At 35.2% G+C, this 23,117-nt stretch carries 19 protein-coding genes; 8 read left to right on the forward strand and 11 right to left on the reverse strand.

Features of this window, described 5'->3' with window-relative positions:
* Nucleotides 1-77 precede the first annotated feature (77 nt).
* Nucleotides 78-1,442 (forward strand): S41 family peptidase, encoded by a 1,365-nt coding sequence (locus C8D70_RS01040; RefSeq protein WP_110366104.1) that lies wholly within the window; start codon nt 78-80, stop codon nt 1,440-1,442.
* Nucleotides 1,443-1,514: 72 nt separating this feature from the next.
* Here C8D70_RS01040 and C8D70_RS01045 read toward each other — a convergent pair whose 3' ends face one another.
* The 6 genes from C8D70_RS01045 to C8D70_RS01070 form a co-directional block, all read right to left on the reverse strand.
* The gene (locus C8D70_RS01045; RefSeq protein ID WP_110366105.1) at nt 1,515-2,684 is read right to left on the reverse strand and encodes a M28 family peptidase; all 1,170 of its coding nucleotides are present in this window, start codon (nt 2,682-2,684) and stop codon (nt 1,515-1,517) included.
* Between the two features lie 198 nt (nt 2,685-2,882).
* Nucleotides 2,883-4,058: a M28 family peptidase gene (locus C8D70_RS01050; RefSeq protein WP_110366106.1), complete on the reverse strand. Its 1,176-nt coding sequence runs from the start codon at nt 4,056-4,058 to the stop codon at nt 2,883-2,885.
* 62 nt (nt 4,059-4,120) lie between these two features.
* Nucleotides 4,121-5,302, reverse strand: coding sequence for a M28 family peptidase (locus tag C8D70_RS01055; protein WP_110366107.1), 1,182 nt, complete (start codon nt 5,300-5,302; stop codon nt 4,121-4,123).
* Between the two features lie 349 nt (nt 5,303-5,651).
* The gene (gene rplT, locus C8D70_RS01060) at nt 5,652-5,996 is read right to left on the reverse strand and encodes a 50S ribosomal protein L20 (RefSeq protein ID WP_002979659.1); all 345 of its coding nucleotides are present in this window, start codon (nt 5,994-5,996) and stop codon (nt 5,652-5,654) included.
* Nucleotides 5,997-6,115: 119 nt separating this feature from the next.
* Nucleotides 6,116-6,313: a 50S ribosomal protein L35 gene (gene rpmI / locus C8D70_RS01065; RefSeq protein WP_002979658.1), complete on the reverse strand. Its 198-nt coding sequence runs from the start codon at nt 6,311-6,313 to the stop codon at nt 6,116-6,118.
* A gap of 229 nt (nt 6,314-6,542) precedes the next feature.
* Nucleotides 6,543-7,364 carry an alpha/beta fold hydrolase gene (locus C8D70_RS01070; RefSeq protein WP_076594815.1) on the reverse strand — a complete coding sequence of 274 codons (822 nt, stop codon included), beginning with the start codon at nt 7,362-7,364 and terminating at the stop codon, nt 6,543-6,545.
* A gap of 390 nt (nt 7,365-7,754) precedes the next feature.
* On the opposite strand from C8D70_RS01070, the gene C8D70_RS01075 reads away from it, so the two are divergent.
* The 4 genes from C8D70_RS01075 to C8D70_RS01090 all read left to right on the forward strand — a co-directional run bounded on the left by C8D70_RS01075 (nt 7,755) and on the right by C8D70_RS01090 (nt 13,729).
* Nucleotides 7,755-7,997 (forward strand): hypothetical protein, encoded by a 243-nt coding sequence (locus tag C8D70_RS01075; protein ID WP_076594814.1) that lies wholly within the window; start codon nt 7,755-7,757, stop codon nt 7,995-7,997.
* 362 nt (nt 7,998-8,359) lie between these two features.
* Complete coding sequence (locus C8D70_RS01080) at nt 8,360-10,828, forward strand: tetratricopeptide repeat protein (protein WP_110366108.1); 2,469 nt, start codon at nt 8,360-8,362, stop codon at nt 10,826-10,828.
* A gap of 61 nt (nt 10,829-10,889) precedes the next feature.
* Entirely contained in the window at nt 10,890-13,097 is a 2,208-nt protein-coding gene (locus C8D70_RS01085; RefSeq protein WP_110366109.1) for a histidine kinase, read from the forward strand.
* Between the two features lie 2 nt (nt 13,098-13,099).
* Nucleotides 13,100-13,729 carry a response regulator gene (locus C8D70_RS01090; protein WP_110366110.1) on the forward strand — a complete coding sequence of 210 codons (630 nt, stop codon included), beginning with the start codon at nt 13,100-13,102 and terminating at the stop codon, nt 13,727-13,729.
* Between the two features lie 80 nt (nt 13,730-13,809).
* Here the strand turns inward: C8D70_RS01090 and C8D70_RS01095 are convergent, their stop codons facing one another.
* Both C8D70_RS01095 and C8D70_RS01100 read right to left on the reverse strand, forming a co-directional pair.
* On the reverse strand, nt 13,810-14,376 hold the full coding sequence (locus C8D70_RS01095) for a hypothetical protein (RefSeq protein ID WP_110366111.1): 567 nt from the start codon (nt 14,374-14,376) through the stop codon (nt 13,810-13,812).
* Between the two features lie 86 nt (nt 14,377-14,462).
* Nucleotides 14,463-15,536, reverse strand: coding sequence for a resolvase (locus C8D70_RS01100; protein WP_110366112.1), 1,074 nt, complete (start codon nt 15,534-15,536; stop codon nt 14,463-14,465).
* A gap of 158 nt (nt 15,537-15,694) precedes the next feature.
* Between C8D70_RS01100 and C8D70_RS01105 the strand changes: the two genes are divergently transcribed.
* Nucleotides 15,695-16,258 carry a hypothetical protein gene (locus C8D70_RS01105; RefSeq protein WP_110366113.1) on the forward strand — a complete coding sequence of 188 codons (564 nt, stop codon included), beginning with the start codon at nt 15,695-15,697 and terminating at the stop codon, nt 16,256-16,258.
* A gap of 145 nt (nt 16,259-16,403) precedes the next feature.
* On the opposite strand, the gene infC is transcribed toward C8D70_RS01105, so the two are convergent.
* Together infC and thrS are read right to left on the reverse strand one after the other, a co-directional pair.
* On the reverse strand, nt 16,404-16,904 hold the full coding sequence (infC, locus tag C8D70_RS01110; RefSeq protein ID WP_027372223.1) for a translation initiation factor IF-3: 501 nt from the start codon (nt 16,902-16,904) through the stop codon (nt 16,404-16,406).
* 158 nt (nt 16,905-17,062) lie between these two features.
* Nucleotides 17,063-18,982 (reverse strand): threonine--tRNA ligase, encoded by a 1,920-nt coding sequence (gene thrS / locus C8D70_RS01115; protein WP_076594806.1) that lies wholly within the window; start codon nt 18,980-18,982, stop codon nt 17,063-17,065.
* Nucleotides 18,983-19,074: 92 nt separating this feature from the next.
* Between thrS and C8D70_RS01120 the strand changes: the two genes are divergently transcribed.
* Nucleotides 19,075-20,262 (forward strand): DUF4932 domain-containing protein, encoded by a 1,188-nt coding sequence (locus tag C8D70_RS01120; RefSeq protein WP_110366114.1) that lies wholly within the window; start codon nt 19,075-19,077, stop codon nt 20,260-20,262.
* A 20-nt stretch (nt 20,263-20,282) separates the two neighbouring features.
* The gene (locus C8D70_RS01125; RefSeq protein ID WP_110366115.1) at nt 20,283-21,257 is read left to right on the forward strand and encodes a dipeptidase; all 975 of its coding nucleotides are present in this window, start codon (nt 20,283-20,285) and stop codon (nt 21,255-21,257) included.
* 230 nt (nt 21,258-21,487) lie between these two features.
* On the opposite strand, the gene C8D70_RS01130 is transcribed toward C8D70_RS01125, so the two are convergent.
* Nucleotides 21,488-23,032 (reverse strand): hypothetical protein, encoded by a 1,545-nt coding sequence (locus tag C8D70_RS01130; RefSeq protein ID WP_110366116.1) that lies wholly within the window; start codon nt 23,030-23,032, stop codon nt 21,488-21,490.
* Nucleotides 23,033-23,117 lie beyond the last annotated feature (85 nt).

A 23,117-nucleotide genomic window follows, 5' to 3' on the forward strand; every position in this document is an offset into this window, starting at 1 on the left:
GATTGGAAATAAAGCTTAGCAAAAAGATGTAACAAAGACAGGTTTCAAAATACTAATCCCACCAGAAACGAATACTTATGAAATTAAAATTAGCCCTCATAGCTGCATTGTTGGTTCAGGTCGCTTTTGCTCAGAAAAACTGTAATGTACTTTATTCTCAGAAATTTACCAAGCAGCAGCTGGAAGAGGATATAGACTTTATTAGGACAAAAATAACCAATGCGCACGTTAATCCCTATACAGAAATTTCAAAATCAGAATTTGAAAAAAAATATACAGATATCCGTAATTCTCTGAAAGATGGGATGACACAGAAGGATTTTTATTACCTCGCAAAGCCTTTGATTGTCACTTTAAACGACGAACATAGTTCAATGTCAGATTTTTGCGTTACTGACAGCATTAGAAAAAACATGAAAGTTTTACCGTTGAAATTCAAATATGAAAATGGCAAAATGCTTCTTACGGAAAACTATTCAGACCGCAAACTTACTATTGGTGACGAAGTGCTCTCGTTGAATAATATACCAATTGATCAGGTCTTGGAAAACTGCGCCCAGACTATTCCGGGAACTATAGAAGAACGAATCCCAATAGCTGTTGACAAGTTTTGGATAGTGATTAATAAATACTGTTACTTTATCACAGATGACTACAATCTGAAGTTTAAAAGCGGACTGCAAACAGTGGTTAAAAGTATTTCTCTGGAACAGCTGAAAGCCAATGCTTCAAAGTCTCAGCCTAAGAAAAAAGAAGATTTTAAACCTATTGATTATAAAAAGATAAAGGATTATGCTTATGTAACAGTAAATACTTTTGACGATAGAAATACATTCACTCTGGAAGAATGGAAAACAAAATTTGACAGTATTTTCAGCCAGATCAAAAAAGACAATGCCCAAAAGCTAGTCATTGATGTTCACAACAATTCCGGAGGAAATTCTGCGGTGGGAAGCTTGCTTATCAATTATTTTTCAGATAAAACTTACCGTACTTATCAGGGTAAATTTAAAAAAAGTAAAGAGTATGCTGATTATTTAAAGGCAAACAATAAAGAATCTGCAGAATATAACAAAATAAAAGACGGTGATTATTATCCGATCTCTTCCCGCTCTGTAACAGCAGATCATAACCCGTTACGATTCAATGGGAAGACTTATGTTATTGTTGGGAAAAATACATTTTCCAGTGCTATGATGTTCAGTGTGATGGTTTTGGATAATAAATTGGCAGAAGTAGCAGGTGAAATTCCTGAAAAAGGACATCCCAATCATTTTGGTGAACTGATAAAATTTCAGACTCCCAATACAAAACTGGATTTCCTTTTTGGGGTGAAAGAATGGATAAGACCAGCAGGGAATTTACAGCCAAATAAACTGATTCCGGCAAAAATTATTAGTGTAAAGGATAAAACAAGTGAACAGATTGTTGAAGAGCTTTAAAATATCTACTTTATAAAAACAGAGCAGAAAAAAGAAATTCTGCTCTGTTTTTTTATCTGTGTGAAATGCTATTTATCTTTCGATCATAATATTCTTTACAAGTGTCTCTTCGCCCACTTTCAAAACTCCAATATAGACTCCGTTCTGAAGACCGGAAACATTAATCTGCCTTTCATTATTTACTTTCAAAAGTGATCTTCCCATAGAATTGCTGATTTCAAAACTGAAGTTGGTTTCCTTAGAATCAGGTAATTCAATATTCAGGATATTATTAGCAGGGTTAGGATAGATTTTTACAGCTTCCAGTAAATTTTTAGGGGCAGGTTTGCTCATGGTAGCAGAAGCTGCTGCAAAATGCTGTAATGCTCCCACAGTTGCCTTTCCGATCTTGTATACATAAACAGGATCCATATTAGTGAAAGTATCTTTAGAGCTGTGAGGATAGGTGCTTCTGATTCTTTCAAAAAAGCCAGTGATCACTTCACCTTTCTGTTCGAAAGGAATGTAATCTGTATCCGCAGCAGGATCTACGGCAGTCAGAAGAGGAGAGTAGAGTGCTGTACAATTTCTCAGCTGTTGGGTAACTGCTGCAGAAGCGGCATTATTACTGGAAACACCTCCCTGATCTTCATCACAATATACCGTAGTGTTATTTTTTCCTTTTACACCGCCTACCTGATCCAGATTGAAGACCAGTTTAATATCCAGTTTGCGGACACCTCCCTGATATACCACATTGTTTACATAATGGCTGCTTCCTTTTAATCCTTGTTCCTCACCGGAAAAATGAATGAATTTTATAGAATATTCAGTAGGAACATTTCTCAGAATCCTTGCAGCTTCAAGGATAATAGACGTTCCACTGCCGTTATCATTTACTCCCGGGCCATAAATGGTATCAAAATGCCCGCAGATAATGACATACTTGTTAGGATACAGTGTTCCGGTTTTGGTAATAATTAAATTTTTGGAGCTGGTACTTCCAAAAGTAAAAGGGCTTTCTTCTATCTGGCTGGCAGTATAGCCGTAAGAAAGATACTTGTTTTTGATCCAGTTCAGTGTATTGGTATTCGCTACTGAGCCTGTAGTCTTTACACCTAAATTACTGAATTCCTGAAGATTGTTGGTGATATTGGTCTGGGTAACCATATCTGCTCTGTCTTTGTAAGCCTGAATAAAAGTTTGAGCCGCAATGCTCTGCATCATCAATGCGGAGCATAAAAGTGTTGTGAATTTTTTCATATAAATAATATTATTTTGGTAACACGAATGTAGTAAATAAATCACAATAAAGTGTTTAATGATTCAAATTAATAGTATATTTATTATGAATGTCATATTAGTTTTGTAAAACTTTTGTGAATCTTGCAATTTGGTTAAAAATAAAAACCTTTGAATTCTTTCAAAGGTTTTATGTATTAGAGGGTTTTCTAAATCGTATTATCTCTCAATCATAACTTTTCTTACAACCTTTTGATCTCCAGTATTTAAAATTCCGATATAAGCTCCGTTTTCCAGCTCTGAAGCATTAATTTTTGTTTCATTGTTTCTCTTGAAAATAGAACGTCCCTGAAAGTCTGTAATTTCAAAAGTGAAGTTTTTAATCCCGGAGTCCGGAAGTTCAATATTGATAATATCTTTTGCTGGATTTGGATAGATTTTTACACTTTCTAAAGTGTTTTTTCCAGATGCTTCATGTGTTCCCAATGTGCCGGTAGCAACAGCAAAATGCTGCAATGCTCCCACAGATGCTTTTCCTATCTTGTAAATGTAAACAGGATCTGTATTGGCAAAAGTATCATTCACTGTATGCGGATAGGTACTTCTGATTCTTTCAAAAAAACCAGTGATCACTTCTCCTTTCTGTTCAAAAGGAATATAATCCGTATCGGCAGCCGGATCTACAGCGGTTAAAAGAGGAGAGTAGAGTGCTGTGCAGTTTCTAAGTTCCTGGGTAACAGCAGCAGAAGCGGCATTATTTGTTGACAGACCGCCCTGATCTTCATCACAGTAAACCGTGTTGTTATTATTTCCCATCACACCGCCTACCTGATCCAGATTAAATACAAGCTTAATATCCAGAACACGGATGCCGCTCTGATAGACTACATTGTTGACATAATGTTTGCTTCCCAGAAGTCCTTGCTCTTCCCCTGAAAAATGAATGAATTTTATAGAATATTCAGTAGGGACATCTTTCAGAATCCTTGCGGCTTCAAGAATAATAGACGTTCCGCTTCCATTGTCATTAATTCCTAAGCCGTTAATGCTGTCGAAATGTCCACAGATAATGACATATTTATTAGGATATACTGTACCCGTTTTAGTAATCACAAGGTTTTTAGAATTATAACTCCCTGCCGTGAATGGGTCTTCTGCTATCTGGCTGGCTGTATATCCGTAAGAAAGATACTTGTTTTTAAGCCATGTCAGTGCATTGGCGTTAGCAGTTGAGCCTGTCGTTTTTACGCCTAAGTTAGCAAATTCCTGAAGGTAGGTTGTAATATTGGTCTGAGTTACCATATCTGCTCTGTCCTGATAAGCCTGAATAAAACTTTGGGCTTCAACACTTTGAATAGCGATAGAAACCAATAAAAAAGTAGCAATTTTCTTCATTTTGTGGGAGTAATGCTGAATATTCCTGAATGTAAACCAGATTCAGAATATTCTACCTGATATTATTTATTAATGATTATTTTTTTTGTGATACTTCCTTTATCGGTTGTAATAGTAAAAGTATACAGCCCGTTTGTTAATCCTGAAGTATTTATTTTCTCCTGATTTTCAAGCGTTAAAACAGTATTGCCTGCCATGTCATTGACTTCAACTTTAAATTGTTTTACTTTTTCCTGAAATTCCACAGTTACAAGATCTTTAGCCGGATTAGGATAAACCCTGATTGTTTCACCAGATTTTTGAACAGATGCTTCGTTGGTATTTAGCAGGTTACTGGCTGTGGATGCAACAGCAAAATGCTGTAAAGCTCCTACAGCTGCTTTTCCTACATTGAAAACATAGACAGGATCCAGATTGGCAAAAGTATCATTTACTGTATGTTCATTTTCACTTTTCTGATACTCGTAGTAACCTGTAATGGTGTATCCTTTTGCTTCAAAAGGCATATAATCAGAACTGTAAGCGTAAGAAAGATTCGTCTGAAGAGGAGAGTAAAGGCTAGTGCAGTTCATCAGTTCCTGTGTTACAGCTGTAGAAGCTGCATTATTGGAAGATACGCCTCCGGTATCTCTTTCACAGGTAATGGTATTGTTGTTATTTCCAATGAGTCCGCCAACCTGATCAATATTTAAAACCAGTTTTATATCCAGAGCCTGACTGCCATTCTGATAAGCGACGTTATTGACATAATGGTTGCTGCCCACAAGACCTTGTTCTTCTCCGGAAAAATGAATAAACTTGATAGAATATTCTGTAGGAACGTTTTTCAATATTCTTGCTGCTTCCAGGATAATGGAGGTTCCACTGCCGTTGTCACTTACTCCGGGACCTGTAATTGTATCATAATGCCCGCAGATAATAACATATTTATTAGGATATACAGTTCCTGTCTTGGTAATAATTAAATTTTTTGAAGTGCTGCTTCCGTAAGTAAAAGAATCTTCAGACATGTTACTTACGGTATATCCGTAGGACAAATATTTGTTTTTAAGCCAGTCCAGAGCATTGTTATTGGCTGCTGTGCCTGTTTTCTTAATCCCAAATCCTGCAAATTCCTGAAGGTTTGTACTGATATTGGTTTGAGTAACCATATCTGCTCTGTCCTTGTAAGTCTGAATAAAACTTTGCGCACTTATATTTTGCAGTGCAATGGAAGTGAGCAAAAAAGTGGCAACTTTTTTCATTTTTGATACTTTCTTTAGAGATTGCTAATATAGCAATAAATCATTATTTATTGCTAATTTTCAACTGGAATAGTGCTTATTTGATTTATTTATCAATAATAATATGTATTTTTGTTAAATTTATTACTTTTTTAGATTAAAATTCGCTAAATGAATAAAATATAGGTAATTTTTTCTTTATTATGGATGGTATTTAATGATAAATTCATGTTTTATCAGTTCTGTCTAATAAGGTTTGCTGTTAATATCAATTACACCAGGATTTGAAAAATAATAAAGATGAGAAGTATATAACGAAAAAATCCCGGGAAACCCCGGGACTTATATTGATAACAAAATCTATTCTACATTATTTTACTTGATCTACAACAGCTTTGAAAGCTTCAGGATGATTCATTGCTAAATCTGCTAAAACTTTTCTGTTAAGTTCGATGTTGTTCTTTTTAAGAGCTCCCATAAATTGAGAGTAAGACATTCCGTGCTCTCTGGTTCCCGCGTTGATACGAGTGATCCAAAGTGCTCTGAAATTTCTCTTTTTCTCTTTTCTACCACGGTAAGCATATTGCATTGCTTTTTCTACCGCGTTTTTAGCTACAGTCCAAACGTTCTTTCTTCTTCCGAAATAACCTTTAGCGTGCTTAAAAATTTTCTTTCTGCGAGCTCTTGAAGCTACGGCATTTACTGATCTTGGCATAATTTAAATTGTTTTTTTGAAAAGGGCGGCAAATGATATTGCTCTTATTGGCACCGTTCCAGGGTTAAATTGTTGAATTTGTTTTGAATTCTTATAAACCGAATATAGATTTATAAAAACTACTTAATTGCTAATTGACGTTGAACGCTTTTCTCATCCACTTTAGCTACGTAAGAAGTAGTAGTAAGATTTCTCTTCTGCTTAGTTTCTTTCTTCGTTAAGATGTGGCTTTTGTAAGCATTTTTTCTTTTGATCTTACCAGAACCAGTAAGAGCAAAACGCTTTTTAGCACCTGATTTCGTTTTTAATTTTGGCATTGTTTTGCTTTTTTATTGTTTTTGTTATCAATATCTGTTTGAGATACCCCTAAGGACATTAGGAATAATAGTTTGCAAAAGTACGGAAAAAAAGTGATACATGAAAGTTTTTTTAATTAGCATGAACAGGGGTAATAATAACACTAAAAAAAAAAAGGCAAACCTGCATACAAACAGGCCTGCCTTTTATCAGTGATTTTTTAATAGAATTGATCTGATATCTGTAAATTTAGGATTTGAAAAACTCCAGAAGATCTCTGTTGATTGTTTCTGCTTCTGTTGTTGGCATTCCGTGAGGGAATCCGGGATAGGAAATCAATTTTCCGTTTTTAAGAAGAGTAGCAGCTACTTTACCTGTGGTTTCAAAAGGGACAATCTGATCATCTTCACCATGCATTACCAATACCGGTACTTCTACGCTCTTAAGGTCTTCTGTAAAATCGGTCTCAGAAAATGCTTTTACACAATCATAATGTGCTTTAATAGAACCGCTCATTCCCTGTCTCCACCAGTTTCTCTGAATTCCTTCAGAAACTTTGGCTCCTTCTCTGTTGTATCCGTAGAAAGGGAAAGTAATATCAATGAAGAATTGTTGTCTGTGTTTTGCCGTATTGTTTCGGATATCATCAAAAACAGAAATTGGAACTCCGTTAGGATTATTTTCATTCTGAACCATAATAGGAGTTACTGCGCTTACAAGAACAGCTTTTGCAACTCTTCCGTTACCATGTTTCGCTACATATCGGATAACTTCACCACCTCCTGTAGAATGTCCTACATGGATCACATCTTTTAAGTCTAAAGCCTCTACAATTTCTGCTACGTCAGAAGCATATGTATCCATATCATGTCCGTAAGGAGTCTGTTCAGACCTTCCATGCCCTCTTCTGTCATGAGCAATTACTCTGTATCCCTGTTCTAAGAAGAAGAACATTTGTGCATCCCAGTCATCACTGGATAATGGCCATCCGTGATGAAAGAAAACCGGCTGTCCTTTTCCCCAGTCTTTGTAATAAATTTCTGTTCCGTCTTTTAATGTAAGTGTGCTCATTGTTTCTTTTTTTTAATAATTAATAAAAGTGTATTTGATTTTTTATAATCACAAATGTAGACAGAAAATAATCACAATATCTTGATCTAAGATAATAATTCATTAAAAATTTATAAACAATAATAATATATAGATACTGTTTTTAAAACTAAAATATGCTGGAAATCTTTATATTATGAAGAACTCACATAAAAAAGATCAAAATAAGTTTTAAATGGTCTTTGAAAAAATTCTGTATGTTGTCAAATATAGCTGATAATCGGGATTGCTGTATTTTCAGATTCTCTCTACTATTGAAGATTAATGTAATAGATACAATTCAGTTATGCCTGACGATTTCTTCAGCTGCCAGACTTCCGAATTTATTTCAACCTATAAATTTAAATCATTATGCTTTCATCTGCAGATTTACACCTTGAAAGAACCTTATTCCTTGCTGTCTTAATTATATTTTTGGGAGCAGGATTTTTGTGTACATTGATTACTTCTATTATCAATTTTCTACAAAAAAAGGATAAGAATGGTACGTATTATCTTCTTACATTTATTATTTCGGGTCTTGTCGGAGTAGTCTTAACCGCATTCTATTGTTACATGATCCTGTTTGAACAGGCTGAAGTCTATATGCCTTGAAAGAACATATGATGCTGTATATCCTAAAAAAGAGAGGTACCTGAAAACCCCTGTTATCAGGGATGTTTTTGTACCAGGTCTATTTTTATCTTTGACTCAAAATTCACTAAAGATAAAACGATTAAAATCTTTCATTTATAACTTTTATAGCTTTCTTTTTCACACCCGATTTAACGATAAATCCTTATTTCGAATAAACACTAAAAAACTATGGGTAAAAACACTAGCCAAATAAAATGGAGTGGGGAAGAAGCTGTAAAAGTAATATTACTGCGTATCTTTAGAATTTTACATTTAATCTGAAAGTAACCTTAGGTAACGGAAAATGCTGTAATGCATTCCAATATGATAAAATTTGACGAATGGCACACCGGATTTATTTATACAATTACGATCAAAAAACAAATCAGACATTCGATACCTATCTGGGTGAGTGGAACTATGAAATTCCCTTATTGCTTTATCCTCTTTTGGCAGAAGACATCAAAATGGAAGGCGTTGAATTTTTCTCAGATAAAAATCAGGGAATTGTCCAGCTGCGTTATTTTTTCAATATGCTGGCAGATACCTATCAGCTGCATTACAAGAAAGCTTATTACGAACCTGTAAATAAAATGTTCGGGTTTCTGGAAGCTTTACCTTACGACACCTTTGTATTGAATGCAACAGACGTTTTCAATATGAACGAAGAAAAACACAAAGTACAGGCAAAGGAATGGCTGGTAGAAATTCAGCAGAAAAGCAAGCTGTATAAAAAGGCTGTGAAAGCTCAGAATCTTTCGCTGCTGGATTCCCTGTTATTGCAGACCGGATATTCCTCATTTCTTGAAATTTTACAAACCGACTGGATTAATTACGGATTGGGATATTTTGAAGAACTTGCCTGTAAAAAAGCGGAATCTACTGTATTTGAAAAAAATGGAAAATTCGGTCTTAAAGATGCAAAAGGGGCTATTTTAACTCCAGCGCTTTATGACGATATTTTTGAAGCAGATGATCATTACAATATATCGGTAATTCAAAAAGGTTCTTTGTTCGGTTACCTGCAAAGTGATGGAAAAGAATTAGTTTCTCCGGTATATAAAGATGCTTTTGATGTATTCGATTTTGAGCAGGAACCTTTAGGTGAGGTAAAAGTAAATGGGAAATCAGGGATTCTAAAAATCTATTCAAACACCTTGCTGGTTCCTGCGGAATATGATGCTCTCGAAAGAACAGCCTATGGATTCTTTGGGGTAGAAAAAGATGGAAAGTTCGGAGTGTTCAGTGTCGAAAACGAACTGATTATTCCTGTTGAAAGTGAAACTCCTTATGAGTATGATTATTTCTCTGAACTATTTTTCACCAAGCAAAAAGGTACCGTCAAACGAAAATATTATACGAAAGAAGGAAACTATCTGGGAGAATTTATAGAAGGCAGTATCTCAAAAGCAAGTACCTGTTTCTGGGTTAAACCGAACAAATTCGATAAAAAAGGCAGATTAATAGATGAAAAAGGCCACCTTATCATAGACGAAGCAGATCAACTGATTTTAATCGAGAATTTTGAAACTCTTGCTGTTCGTAAAGACAAAATCTGGAAGATTTATCATGCTTTAAAACATCGTTTCCTGCTGGAAAATGAATCTATTAGTAAAGTAAGAGCAGAATCAAATAAAGGATATAACAACAATGTCTTTATCATGGAAACCAACACAGGATCAGGACTTTTTGATGCAGATAATGAGAGCTGGTTAATCGCTCCGCAACCAGAAGTCAGGAAGATTCACTATCTGGAAAATGGATTTTTATCGGTTCAAAAAAATGAAGGGTATCAATTGTTCGATTTTGAGAATGGTCTGTCAGCCCAATTGTATGATTATATTTCCAATCCTTTGAATTACAGGACAGAAGAAGGTTTGTTGTTTTTGTATCAGGGTGAAAGCATGTTTAGAATCCATGAAGACAAAAAAAATCATAGGGTAGAGGTTTCCGAATATGGTACCGTTTATCTGGACCGGTATTCATTCCGGGGAAAAGATTTGGAATACTTTATTTCCTTTTATAACCGTTGGAAAAGCCAGACAGGTAAGAACGCAGAACAATTCATGGAGGTTGGAGCAGTTAAAAAAATGGCTTTTGACGCAAAAGAAAATCAGAATTACCACGAAGCACTTCGTCTGTTTGAGTTATCTGCTCAAAAAGGTGACATGGATAGTCTGGTAGAAATAGGATTACTGCTTACCGATCCTGAAATAGAATCATTGTTTGATCCACAAAAAGGAATTATCTGTTACGAAAAAGCTGCACAACGAAACCATGCTGTAGCCTGGAACAATATCGGGGCTTTATATCAGAACGGAATAGGCTATTCTTTTAATATCAAAAAAGCAATTGAGGCTTATGAAAAGAGTGCTGAGCTTGGTGACGAAATGGCTCTTGTCAACCTGGGTGATCTGTATTATTTTGGACAACATGTGAGGCAGGATTACAATAAAGCTTTGGATTTTTATCAGAAAGCGGAGAAAAAATACGCCTACAATTACGATAAAATCTCAGAAATTTATTATCAGTTAAGAGATTATAAAAACCTTTTGGTGTACTTAAAAAAAGACTATGATCAGTCTTATTCCGGGATTTATTACGGCATTATCTACGAGCACGGTATGGGAGTAAAAACGGATCTGAAGAAAGCCATTAACTATTTTGAGCAGGCCAATACTTACAGTACCTATGAATATGCAACTCAACGTTTGATGTATTACTATGGTGAAGATCCGGTATTTAAAAATGAAAAGAAATACCTGAAATGGAGAGCTTTTGCCGAAAAGCATGGTTTCGAAACAGGTTAGCAGGTATTTACCTATATTTACGTTCTTTACTATAATACAACTTAATAAAGATAAGGGTTTGATGTACAGGTTATTATTTATGTTTGCTTTGTTGGTTTGTCCTTTTTTTGCTCAGGCACAGGATGTTTTGAACAGATTAGAAAAAGAATATGGCCATGCTTCAAACAATACAGCAGAACAGCTGAATCTGGCTTCCAAGTATGCCACTGCTTTATTTTTCCATAACCATAAACCTAAATCGTATCAGATTTTAAATACCAATATTTCCATCGCTGCAAAACAGAGCGATGGTAAGTATGCTGTTATTTTATATGCCGTACAGGCTATGAATTATCGACTGGATAATAAAATACATGAATCCTTTAAAAGCCTTGATATGGCGAAAGGATACAGTTTAAAAACAAACAGTAATGAAGCTAAAGGCTACTTTTACTATGCCAAAGGCTGGATCCTGGCACGTAATAATAAAACGACCGATGCTGTTGCCGCTTATCTAAAAGCGATTAAATATTATGAAAACTCACCAACCACTTCCACATTGTATGGAAGGTTTGGCAACGCAGCGAAAGAGCTGTCAGCTATCTATTCTAACCTCAATGAATACCAGCTGGAAGAAAAATACAGCAAGCAGTTCTTATTGTTGGCATCCAAACAAAATGATCCCAATCTTACCTTTGATGCATATATGCGAATGGGTTATGTGTATGAACAAAAATACACCCAAACTCCATCTGATACGGAGTTTAGAAATAAGGCTGAACAATATTATTTACAGGCTATTGCTACTTTCAATAAAAATAAAAATGTGATGCTCAACAGGAGCAGCCTATCGTATGCCGCCATCAATCTGGCGAATTTGTACACCGGATTTGACAGAGATAAGGCCATACACTATGCAAATTTAGCCAATACAGTGAGTCTGGAAATTGGTGATCCTATTCATATTGCTTCTTCATTCGGAATTTTGGCAGAGCTTGCATTGCAGGATAAAAATTATGATTCAGCCAAATCTTATTTTTTGAAAGCCTCCATGGAAATTGGAAAAAGCCCGGTGAGAGATCATAATATAGAATTATCCATTCTTGAATCTTTATCAGGGATCAGCGAAGAGCAGGGAAATTATAAAGAAGCCCTGACCTATTATAAAAATTATCTTGATGAGTACAAAAAAGTTTATGATCAGGAAAAGCTGGATATTACCAAAAGATTGGAATCTCAGTTTGATAAAGAACGGCAGGAACAGAAATACATCAAGCTACAGCTTGAAAGTGACAAGAAAGCACAGGAAATTAAACTGATCAATATTTTGCGCGCACAGCGTGAACAGGTTTACAACAACTTGAAACTGGTGGAAGAAAACCAGCGTGAGCGACTAAAGTTTTCAGAACTTGAGTCCGAAAAAAAAGAACAGCAGCTTCGTCTGGCAAAACTGGAAACTCAACAGAAAAATAATGATATTCATAACTACAAAAAGCTGCTGGCATTTAAAGAAAAGATTAATACATACTATATCTTTTTTATTGTATTCTTCATTGTTTTGATCCTCTTATTGTTGTATACCTATAAACAACGTGCCAGGTCTATTAAGCGAAGAGACGAATTGCATGCTTTAGCAATGGAACAGGAGAAACAAAATTCGAAAATTTCTACCCTTACCGCATTGCTTGAGGGGCAGGAGCAGGAGCGTGGCCGTCTTGCCCGTGATCTCCATGACGGATTGGGAGGCTTGCTTTCCGGAACGAAACATCAACTGTCTTATTTAAATCCTCATCAATCCGAAAATATAGAAGAAGGAATTTCAAAATCAATTGAACAAATAGATGGTGCTGTAGAAGAGCTGAGACGGGTGGCGCATAACTTAATGCCTGATTTATTAACAAAATACGGTCTGGAGGTGGCTATTCAGGAGTTTGCTTCCCGAATTTCCAATCATACCCTGGAAATCCATACAGAGTTTATCAATTACAGCAATTCCATATCGAAAGAAAAACAATTGATTATTTATAGGATTATTCAGGAATTGGTTAATAATGCTATAAAACATGCTGATACTTCAGAAATTATTATTCAGATAAGTGAAGGAGAAAACCTGTTAAACCTTACTGTAGAGGATAACGGTAAAGGCTTTGATCATACAGGCTTAGACGTTAGAAAAACAGCAGGTTTTCATAACATTGAACTTAGAGTCCAGTTTTTAAAAGGAACCATGAATATTAACTCCGAATTAAATATTGGTACGAGTATAGAACTTCAAATCCCTATTCATTAAACATGATAAAAGTAGCCATAACGGATGATCATCCGCTTCTATTGGAAGGACTTAAGAATATTTTAGGACATAGTGAAACAATAGATGTGGTAGAATGTTTCAAAAACGTCTCAGAAATGAATGCAGGTCTTGCAAAACAAGAGGTTGACATTTTGCTTCTGGACATTAATCTGGCAGAAACCAACAGCATTGAACTCATCAAACCATTAAAGAAAAAGTACAGCAACCTTCAGATTATTATCCTGAGCGTTCACAATGAAATGCCCGTCATCAACAGCACTCTGGCAGAAGGTGCTTTGGGATACATTCAAAAAAATGCTTCAGTTTCCGAAATCCTGGAAGGAATCACCACCGTATATGCCGGTAACAGGTTTTTATGCTCTCAAACCAAGGCTGTTCTGGATAAAAAATCAACAGACGGACTTAGCCGGGTTCCAAAATTAACCCGAAGAGAAAAGGAAATTCTGGGTGAAGCAGCGAAGGGGCTTACCACCAATCAAATGGCAGAAAAACTTTTTATAAGTCCGCACACGGTAGAAAGCCACAGAAAAAATCTTATTGAAAAATTTCAGACATCTAACCTGAGTTCAGCTATAAAATTAGCCATAGAATACGGCTTGATTATCGAATAAAATTGTCATCCGGAAAAAGGCTGCTCACATCATGTAAGCAGCCTTTTTCTTATATAATCAAATAATTTGGTTGTGTATGGTTAATTCTTGAATTTCAACGCAGCCTGAAACAGGTTTTTTTTGTCTACTAAATCATATTCATCATTATAAACGGGATGGTACATCAGTATAAAAACGCTGCCGTCAAAATCTTTTACATTGATGGGCTGATCTGCCATGATATCATAAAACCTTGTAATAGTACGGGTAGCAGTCCATTGCTTTGCATTGCCTTTAGGATTTTTATCAAATCTGTGATCTTTTTCATCTGTATAATACCAGTATGAAGGTGCTGAATCCTTCAGAAACATTTCTTTATCCTTGTTATAGAGTTCTTCAGCCATACCTGTATTCTGAAACCAGGGAATTTCGGTGTTCAAGACGCCCAAAGCTCCTGCGTAGATGTCTTTATTTGTTGTAGCACCCACTAGAAATCCTTCCAGATTGGCAGATGTAATTTCAAACAAAAAAGGAGATTTTTTCAGTTCATAAACATCATTTACAGGTTCAATTACTTTTCCGTCCTGTTTAATAACAACTTTTAACGATTGTGAGAAAGCCATAAAACTTAGCAAACAAAAAAGAAGGGTCAAACTTAATTTTTTCATTGTATCTCTTTAAATAATTGCAGCAAAGATATTGGACTTTATTCCCTTACACACTGGCTGATTTCAGGGGTTTTTAATTGTATTCTCTAAAATAAATTAGCTTTCAACTGGATTTTTATATAAGCTGTTTTCTGCTTTTTACCATTGGATGAAGAAGAATTAATAGGGTAAACTTCTGCGTAGAAGGTGTCATTATCTGTCCAGAATGCTTTTTTATCATCTGCTATTTTGAAGTTGGTGAAATTCACATATAAAAGATTGTCCTGTTTTTTGGTTTGAGGAAAGTATTTTGAAATGACAAAATTACTCCCCACATCATTATTGGATGAAACAAAGGCAACCAAGCCTTTAGAAGGAAGGATTTGTGGGTAGCCTTCGGTACTCAGCTCAAACATCACTGCATTTTTTACACTGAAAAAAGAATAATAGGAATCTACAACTTCATCAGAATTTTCTTTGAATACTTCCAGATTTAAGTAAGATGACCTTCCTACATATTCATTGGCTAGCGGTCCGGTCTCCGTAGAGACACTTTCATGTTGTGTAATCACTTCTTCTCTGCCATTTTCTTTGTATACCCAGTTATCTGCCTGTAGTTGTATACTGGGATTCTTTACCAGCTTTTCACCCATTTGCTTTTTTGAGCTTGTATTAAATTCATGTTCTGATATCTCATCAATACTCCCAAATTTTTTGAAAGATTTATTCTTAAAATCACTCGATTCCTTAAAGGTACTGCTTCTGATCTCATAAAGATCAACCCCCTTTAAAGTAAGTTCATATGCTGGTGTAAATTCCGACTTCAGAACAAAAGCTTCAATACTATTTGAAATGTCATTATTAATGCTGTAGTGAATAGAATAGAAGTCCTTAAACTCTTCAAATCCATAATAATTATCAAGTTTATTGTAAGGTATTTTTAAATGGGCGGCATCTTTACCAGGTGTTACAAAAAACAGTACAGAATCAAGCTTTGTAAATAATTGAAACGGTACCTCCTGAATATTATCCACTCCTTTTATTTTTTTGAAATCAGCAAGGGTTATTGTTTTCTGCTTAACCTCAGTTTGTGCTTTGTTAGTTTCTGATTTTTTATTCTCCTGTTTGCATCCTGTAAGAACAATCATAGATGATATGAAGAAATGGTTGAATACTTTCATTTTTTATATTTTTGAGCAAATGTATCAGTATTAAGGCCAGCAGCCAACAAAACTCCCTGATACAGGGAATAAATGGCTGAAAACAGGGATATATTGAACGATGGATTTTGGAGAATTTTACAAAACGATAACCCCAATATTATAATTTACTTAGTAAAATGAAAAACTTAATAATCAGCCTTTCAGTGATGACTGCTTTATTAGCATCCTGCTCACCCTCTGCAGACAAAAAATCAGGAACAAATACCTCTCCGGATACCCCAAAAGAAGTTGCAGCATCTGCACCGGAACCCGTGAAGAGTGATCCTGAAACAGCAGAAATGCCAAGTGATTTTTCAACGTTGGTTCCTATTGATGTGTTGAATAGTAAAAGCACTAATGTGCATGATAAATATGGGATAGAATTCTCCGGAAACTGTTATTCATGTGACTTGGCAAGCCTTTCTATAACAAAAAAGCAGATCAGATGGACCAATATCTGTGATGAAAAAGACACTTTCGAAACTGATGATTTTTCATACTCTAATGAAGGAAATAAAACCATCTTGAAGACACCGGAAAGAACCTTTATTTTAACCCAAATAGATAAAGCGCCCGTTTACGAACTCGTGATAGAAGGCAAAAAACCGGAATTAAAAAACAAAAGGATATCCAGATATTTTACCACGCAAAAAGCTTTACCTCTTTTTACAGAGCACGATTGCGGTGATTTTGAAGGATAGTAAGATTGTATAAAATTTTATAAAAGTTGGATTATTGATCCGGGCGATAGGGTAGTCCGGATCAACAATCTTAAGCTTTTTCTGAAATCCGGGCAATAAAAAACCTCAAATTGCTTTGAGGTTTATATGTAAAATAATGACTTAATTATTTTGCCGGTTTTTTAGGACTCATCATCATAATCATCCTTTTTCCTTCAAGTTTAGGAAGCTGGTCTACTTTTCCCACGTGCTCTAATTCCTGAGCAAGTTTTAAAAGCAAGATTTCTCCCTGGTCTTTAAAGATAATCGAACGTCCTTTAAAAAATACGTAGGTTTTTAATTTAGAACCTTCTTCAAGAAATTTTTCAGCATGCTTCTTTTTGAATTCATAATCGTGATCATCAGTCTGAGGCCCGAAACGGATCTCTTTTACAACCACTTTTACCTGCTTAGCTTTAAGTTCCTTCTGTTTTTTCTTTTGCTCGTATAAGAATTTCTTATATTCCAATACTCTTGCAATAAAAGGTTCTGCCTTGTCAGAAATTACTACTAAATCCAATTCCTGTTCCGCAGCAATCTGTCTTGCTTTGTCAATTGGATAAATTCCTGGCTCTACGTTATCGCCCACCAAACGAAGCTCTCTCACACGAATTTTATCGTTGATCAAGTGTAAGTCCTCTTGTACCGGACGTCTTTGTGGGCCCCTGTTGTTAAATCTTTGTGCTATTGTATTATAATTTTATTGGTTAATTACTTAATTTAATTGATTCAAATATTTAAAGATTCCGTTAATTTTTTTAATCTTTGAATCCTTCAATCTTTAATTTATATTGCTGCTTCTTTTTTGAAGTAAGCTACAAAATCTTCCATCTTCATCACTCCAAGATCTCCTTCACCGCGTCTTCTTACAGAGATCGTGCCTTCTTTTTCTTCATTTTCTCCTACGACAAGCATAAAAGGAATTTTATTCAATTCAGCATCACGGATCTTTTTACCGGTCTTCTCATTTCTGTCATCAATCTGACCGCTAATATCGTGATTTTCCAAAAATTGTGAAACTTTTTTTGAATAATCTACATATTTTTCACTGATCGGTAGAATAATAAATTGATCCGGACTTAGCCATAGTGGGAAATCACCTGCTGTATTCTCCAGCAAAATAGCAATAAAACGCTCCATAGAACCGAATGGTGCTCTGTGGATCATCACGGGTCTGTGCTTTTCATTATCATTTCCGATATAATGAAGATCGAATCTTTCCGGAAGGTTATAATCCACCTGGATGGTTCCAAGCTGCCATTTTCTTCCTAAAGCATCTTTCACCATGAAGTCAAGCTTAGGACCGTAGAATGCAGCTTCTCCGTATTCTATTACTGTTTTTAAACCTTTCTTTTGAGCTGCATTGATGATTGCACTTTCTGCTTTCTCCCAGTTCTCATCAGAACCGATGTACTTTTGCTTGTTTTCAGGATCTCTTAATGAAACCTGAGTTACAAAATCTTCAAAACCTAAAGATTTGAATACATAAAGCGTCAAATCAATTACTTTTTCAAATTCTTCAGAAAGCTGATCCGGAGTACAGAAAAGGTGAGCATCATCCTGAGTAAATCCACGAACTCTCGTTAATCCGTGAAGCTCTCCACTTTGCTCATATCTGTAAACCGTACCGAATTCTGCATATCTCTTAGGTAAATCTCTGTAGCTCCATTGTGAAGTTTTGTAAATTTCACAGTGGTGAGGACAGTTCATTGGCTTTAGCAGGAATTCTTCTCCTTCATTCGGAGTTTTAATCGGCTGGAAGCTGTCTTCTCCATATTTATCCCAGTGTCCTGAAGTTACATATAATTCTTTTGCCCCGATGTGTGGAGACATTACAAATTCGTAACCTCCTTTTTTCTGGGCATCAGAAAGGAAATTTTCCAGTTTTCTTCTTAAAGCAGTACCTTTTGGCAGCCAAAGTGGTAAACCGGCACCTACTTTTTCAGAAAATGCGAAAATTCCAAGTTCTTTACCTAGTTTTCTGTGGTCTCTTCTTTTAGCTTCCTCCAGTCTTTCAAGATATTCAGTAAGGTCTTTCTGTTTAGGGAAAGAAATACCGTATACTCTTGTCAGTTGAGGGTTCTTTTCATTACCTCTCCAATAAGCTCCTGCAGCATTTAATATTTTAACCGCTTTTACGATTCCTGTATTTGGAATGTGACCGCCACGACATAAATCTGTGAAGTTATCGTGTGTTACAAAAGTGATTTCCCCATCATTAAGATTAGAGATTAATTCCACTTTGTAAGGATTGTCTGCATACGTTTTTAAAGCTTCTTCTTTAGAAACCGGATACAAAGAGAAGGTAGAACCTTTCTTTGCATTTTCCAAGATCTTTTTCTCAATCTTTTCAAAATCTTTTTCAGATAAGCTTTCATCCCCGAAATCTACATCATAGTAGAATCCGCTTTCAATTGCAGGACCGATGGTCAACTTAGCATCAGGATAAAACTCAAGGATTGCCTGCGCCAGAAGGTGGGCAGAAGAGTGCCAGAAAGCCTTCTTTCCAAGATCATCATTCCAGGTCAAAAGCTGTACCGTAGAATCCGTGGTTATAGGTGTGGTCGTTTCTACTTGTTTGTCATTAACAATTGCGGAAATGGTGTTTCTAGCCAATCCCTCGCTTATAGATTTTGCCACATCTAGAGGAGTCACTGCTCCCTCGAATTCTTTGACACTATTGTCTGGAAGTGTAATTTTTATCATTGTTTACTAAGAAATTTTAAGATGCAAAAATACGGAATTTTTAGATAAAATACTATATTAGCCTATAATTAGAATGAGAATTAATATTTAAAATGAAAAAGATACTGGTTGTATTTCTATCACTGAGTTCCGTTTGTAGCTTTTCACAGAAAAAAAACACTCCATTTTCTGTTACTTATAACAAAAATATTGAAACCTATTTTCTTGCAGAAATTCTTTCCGCAGAGCATAGAAGGAACAATAAAGACTTTGAACTTTATAAGATAAAAGAGTGCTCTGTTTACCAGCCTGTTGTAAAAAAAGCTTTACAGAAATATAGCCGGCTGAAGAATTCAAAAATTGCTGTTTCTACAGCAGAACTCAATGATGTTTTAATGGAAAAATATGGTTCCGGAAATGATGTCCTCATGAAACCTCTTATGTATCATAAGGAATTTCCGGCAGTAGACTGGCTCAATGATTATCATTTTGAAAACAATAATCTGACCAGGGAACAAAATAAAGAAGCTACAGATTTAATTAAAAATTATATTTCTGATCTTTCAATATTCTATATTCAGGAGAATATAGGGCAGTTTTTTAAAGAGAATGAAAGCTTCTATAATGGTGGGATAGAGGAATATAACAAACAGATTCCTGCCGGATTTACGGCTGCTATGGAGCGGTTTTACGGCGAAAGCTTTAATGCCTATACCATTATTATTTCTCCTATGATGATGTGGCCTATAGAAGATAATGAAGGAAGAGGAATTGCTGCAGAAGTCGTTTTGAAATCAGGAGCAAAAAATATTTATGAGATTGCAAGTCCGTTCGTGAGAGTACAGAAAACTGCAGAATTTGGCTATGACAATCAGTTTCAGGCACGTTTTTTAAGTGTTCATGAATTCGGACACTCTTTTGTGAATAAAGAAATATATAAAAATAAGGAACAGCTGACCAGGTTTAAAGATTTATTTGAAAAGTCAAAATTAAAAGAAGTGATGATTAAAACAGGAGGTTATGGGGATTATCAAACCTGTGTTGCGGAACATCTGGTGAGATTGGGTGAGATTGAAACTGCCAGAATTCAGAAAGATGAAGAAAGGGTAAAAAGACTTCAGGAATATCATTTGAAAAATAATTTCATTTTTATACCCCTATTAGAAGAAAAATTAAAAGATTACAATTCTAACAGAAAAAAATATAAAACATTCGGAGATTTCGTCCCGAGACTGCTTGAAGCTTTTGAAAACAGTTCTGTAGAATTTATCAATGATGAACTTAAAAAAGTAAAGAAATAAAACTTTAAAATTACAATAATATGAATCCTATTAATATTGATCTGCATTGCGATTTATTATGCTATTTACTGCGGCCGGGGTCATTAACAGATGACAAAGAGCTTGGCTGTTCGCTTCCATATTTGCAGGAAGGAAATGTAAAGCTTCAGGTGATGGCTATATACTCAGCAACAGATGAAAATAGTACTGTTTATGGAGCAAAGCAGAGCGAAATATTTTCAGATCTCCTTCAAAATGAAAGCTTTTTCTTATTTGATGGTGAAAACTATAAGAATCCTGAGAACACAGATAAGGTAGGCGTTATTGCTTCCATTGAAAATGCATCTGGCTTTTGTGGTGAAAATGATACCCTTGATGCTGGCTTTAAAAATTTGGAAGCGATCATTGAAAAAACACAGAAAGTTCTTTATCTTGGAATAACCCATCATACTGAAAACCGATTTGGAGGAGGAAACAATTCTGATGTCGGACTGAAAGATGACGGAAAAGTCCTGCTTGACTATTTTTCAGAAAAAAATATTGCTATTGATCTGGCTCATACCAGTGATCAGCTTGCTTATGGAATTCTTAATTATATCGATCAGAGAAACTATAAGATTCCTGTGTTAGCAAGTCATTCTAACTATAGACAGGTCCACGACAAAAAAAGAAATCTTCCTGATGAACTGGCAAAAGAAGTCATTAAAAGAAAAGGATTAATAGGGCTCAACTTTATCCGCAATTGTGTTGATGATACCAACCCGGAAATGTTGTATGAACATATTCAGTACGGTCTTGATTTAGGAGGAGAAGATGCGCTTGCATATGGAGCCGATTTTTTCTTTTGGAAAAACCACCCGGATAAATCCCGATATCCTGTTTTCTTTGAAGGATATGATGATGCGTCCGTTTTTAATGCCATCAATAAAGAAATTGAAAAACGCTTCTCTTCAGAATTAGCAGAAAAGATCAGTCATAAAAATGCATTGGATTTCATAGAGAATATGTATCAATAAAAAATATTTCTGTCCGATTAAATCAAAGCATAATTAAACAGGTCGCTCCAACCGGGATTACTGTTGGTAGAAAAAAATGAATTCCCCATAGAAATAAAGCTCCGGAGGAGCGACCTGTTAATACCTAAGTCTGCGAGACTATATTAAAAAGAAAACAGTTTTTTATGCTCTTTTTTACATGAGATAAATTATTTTAAAATATTGTAAAATAGAATTTTACATGTTTTTATTTAATGTTTTCTTTTGTACTTCACTTTATGCTTGATAATCTCAATCACATCCACATGCTGAACTTTAGATTTGATCCATCCATGGATGTCAATATAGAATAAGGAGCGTCGGTAATACTCATTGTTGGAAAACTCTTCCAGCTTTTTATCAAAACTTTCAAATGCTTTCTGTCTATGATCCGGCACCTGATTATTAAGGTTCTTGAAGAACTGGATGCTTTCAAAATGGAATTCTTCCGGCTTCTTCATTTTCTTGGCAAACTTCAAAGTAGAAGCAATAAATTCATCATAATCTTCATCATTACCGGACTCATATTTTGCCATTAAGATCAGAATCCGGGTATGGAACAACAGATCTTCCTGTACATTTCCTTTGGATTCGATGACCCTCATGGAATATTCAATAGATTTGTCAAACATTTTACTGCCGAAGAACATGGCCGCCATTTTAAGGTAGAGAATCATAAAATGGTGTTCATCTATTCTTTCTCTAAGTTTTTCCATTTTTAATTCCACTTCAGGAATAAGTTTGGTTCCTGTAAAAAATTCTCCTTTTACAAAGTGAATATTCATCAGGGTATTGTAATGGGTAAGGAAAATAAGAGACTGGAGATTTTCATTCTGAACAAAATTCTCCGTATGTACCATTTTGTTGAAATTCTGAAAATGCTCTTCCAGAATATCAATATTTCCATATAAAAACAGGATTTTCAGCAAATAAGTATTCCCCTTGATATACCAAACAGGATGGCTGTAGATCATTTCAGGCTTTTTATGAAAAAGATCTACCCACTGATAGGCATATTTTAAGGTGTATTTATAATCCTGTAAGAGCTGGTTTTTCCAGACATGGGCTTTGTAATACCATAATTTCTCCGTGAAATTCAGTTTCTCAGGGTTAATATTTTTAATCTCAGCATTAAAGATATCCATTACTTCCTGTCGGTCTGCATCGTTTTTTACATAACCATGGGTAAGCATTTCGCTGTATAATTTCAGAGAAAGATTAGATAATTTTGTGGTATAACGGTTTTGTTTACTGATCTCCCGGGACTGTTTGATAAGCTCTTCCGCACGGCCTTCAATACTTCGTGTAATAAATTGTGATTCAATTACTTTTTCAAGATCTATGATCTCCGATGCAATACTTTTTTCATCCAGTTCCAGTGCCGTTTGCTTGGTCTTGTCTAATATTTTTAAAGCCTGTTTATAAAGCCCTTTCTGATACAGAATGTTGGCGAAATCCAACTGTTCACGAAGCTGTATTCTGTAGTTCTGATGACTCGGGTTCATACGGAGACTTACAAGAATCTGTTTGTAAAGATGGGCTTTAAGGTTGGAAAGCTGTTGTTTTGTAGATATTTTTTTATCAATAATAATACTTTCATCGTATTCTTTCATTTTGTCCATCTCAGAAAATAACAGCAGAAATTTGGCATCTACGTTAATTCCGAGCCGGTTTACGTAGAGTTTAAACTGTCTTTTTTCAGAGGTCGTCAATGACTTTACCAATACAAACAAAAAATCTTTCTGCAATTCTGCCATTGTAAATTTTGGGGAATTAAATTACTGATTAATAAATAAATACAATTGTTTTCTAAGCTATTGAATATTGTAATTTTCAGGAAAA

This window comes from Chryseobacterium sp. CBTAP 102, assembly GCF_003201365.1.
In the GTDB taxonomy this organism is placed as follows: domain Bacteria; phylum Bacteroidota; class Bacteroidia; order Flavobacteriales; family Weeksellaceae; genus Chryseobacterium; species Chryseobacterium candidae.

Bases quoted from the DNA above. Each gene is read 5' to 3' on its own strand.
- thrS (WP_076594806.1), bottom strand. From the start codon at position 18,982: ATGATAAAAATTACACTTCCAGACAATAGTGTCAAAGAATTCGAGGGA.
- C8D70_RS01055 (WP_110366107.1), bottom strand. From the start codon at position 5,302: ATGAAAAAAGTTGCCACTTTTTTGCTCACTTCCATTGCACTGCAAAAT.
- C8D70_RS01085 (WP_110366109.1), top strand. From the start codon at position 10,890: ATGTACAGGTTATTATTTATGTTTGCTTTGTTGGTTTGTCCTTTTTTT.
- C8D70_RS01075 (WP_076594814.1), top strand. From the start codon at position 7,755: ATGCTTTCATCTGCAGATTTACACCTTGAAAGAACCTTATTCCTTGCT.
- C8D70_RS01080 (WP_110366108.1), top strand. From the start codon at position 8,360: ATGGCACACCGGATTTATTTATACAATTACGATCAAAAAACAAATCAG.
- C8D70_RS01100 (WP_110366112.1), bottom strand. From the start codon at position 15,536: ATGAAAGTATTCAACCATTTCTTCATATCATCTATGATTGTTCTTACA.
- rpmI (WP_002979658.1), bottom strand. From the start codon at position 6,313: ATGCCAAAATTAAAAACGAAATCAGGTGCTAAAAAGCGTTTTGCTCTT.
- C8D70_RS01070 (WP_076594815.1), bottom strand. From the start codon at position 7,364: ATGAGCACACTTACATTAAAAGACGGAACAGAAATTTATTACAAAGAC.
- C8D70_RS01040 (WP_110366104.1), top strand. From the start codon at position 78: ATGAAATTAAAATTAGCCCTCATAGCTGCATTGTTGGTTCAGGTCGCT.
- C8D70_RS01045 (WP_110366105.1), bottom strand. From the start codon at position 2,684: ATGAAAAAATTCACAACACTTTTATGCTCCGCATTGATGATGCAGAGC.
- C8D70_RS01105 (WP_110366113.1), top strand. From the start codon at position 15,695: ATGAAAAACTTAATAATCAGCCTTTCAGTGATGACTGCTTTATTAGCA.
- C8D70_RS01050 (WP_110366106.1), bottom strand. From the start codon at position 4,058: ATGAAGAAAATTGCTACTTTTTTATTGGTTTCTATCGCTATTCAAAGT.
- C8D70_RS01095 (WP_110366111.1), bottom strand. From the start codon at position 14,376: ATGAAAAAATTAAGTTTGACCCTTCTTTTTTGTTTGCTAAGTTTTATG.
- C8D70_RS01120 (WP_110366114.1), top strand. From the start codon at position 19,075: ATGAAAAAGATACTGGTTGTATTTCTATCACTGAGTTCCGTTTGTAGC.
- rplT (WP_002979659.1), bottom strand. From the start codon at position 5,996: ATGCCAAGATCAGTAAATGCCGTAGCTTCAAGAGCTCGCAGAAAGAAA.
- C8D70_RS01090 (WP_110366110.1), top strand. From the start codon at position 13,100: ATGATAAAAGTAGCCATAACGGATGATCATCCGCTTCTATTGGAAGGA.
- C8D70_RS01125 (WP_110366115.1), top strand. From the start codon at position 20,283: ATGAATCCTATTAATATTGATCTGCATTGCGATTTATTATGCTATTTA.
- C8D70_RS01130 (WP_110366116.1), bottom strand. From the start codon at position 23,032: ATGGCAGAATTGCAGAAAGATTTTTTGTTTGTATTGGTAAAGTCATTG.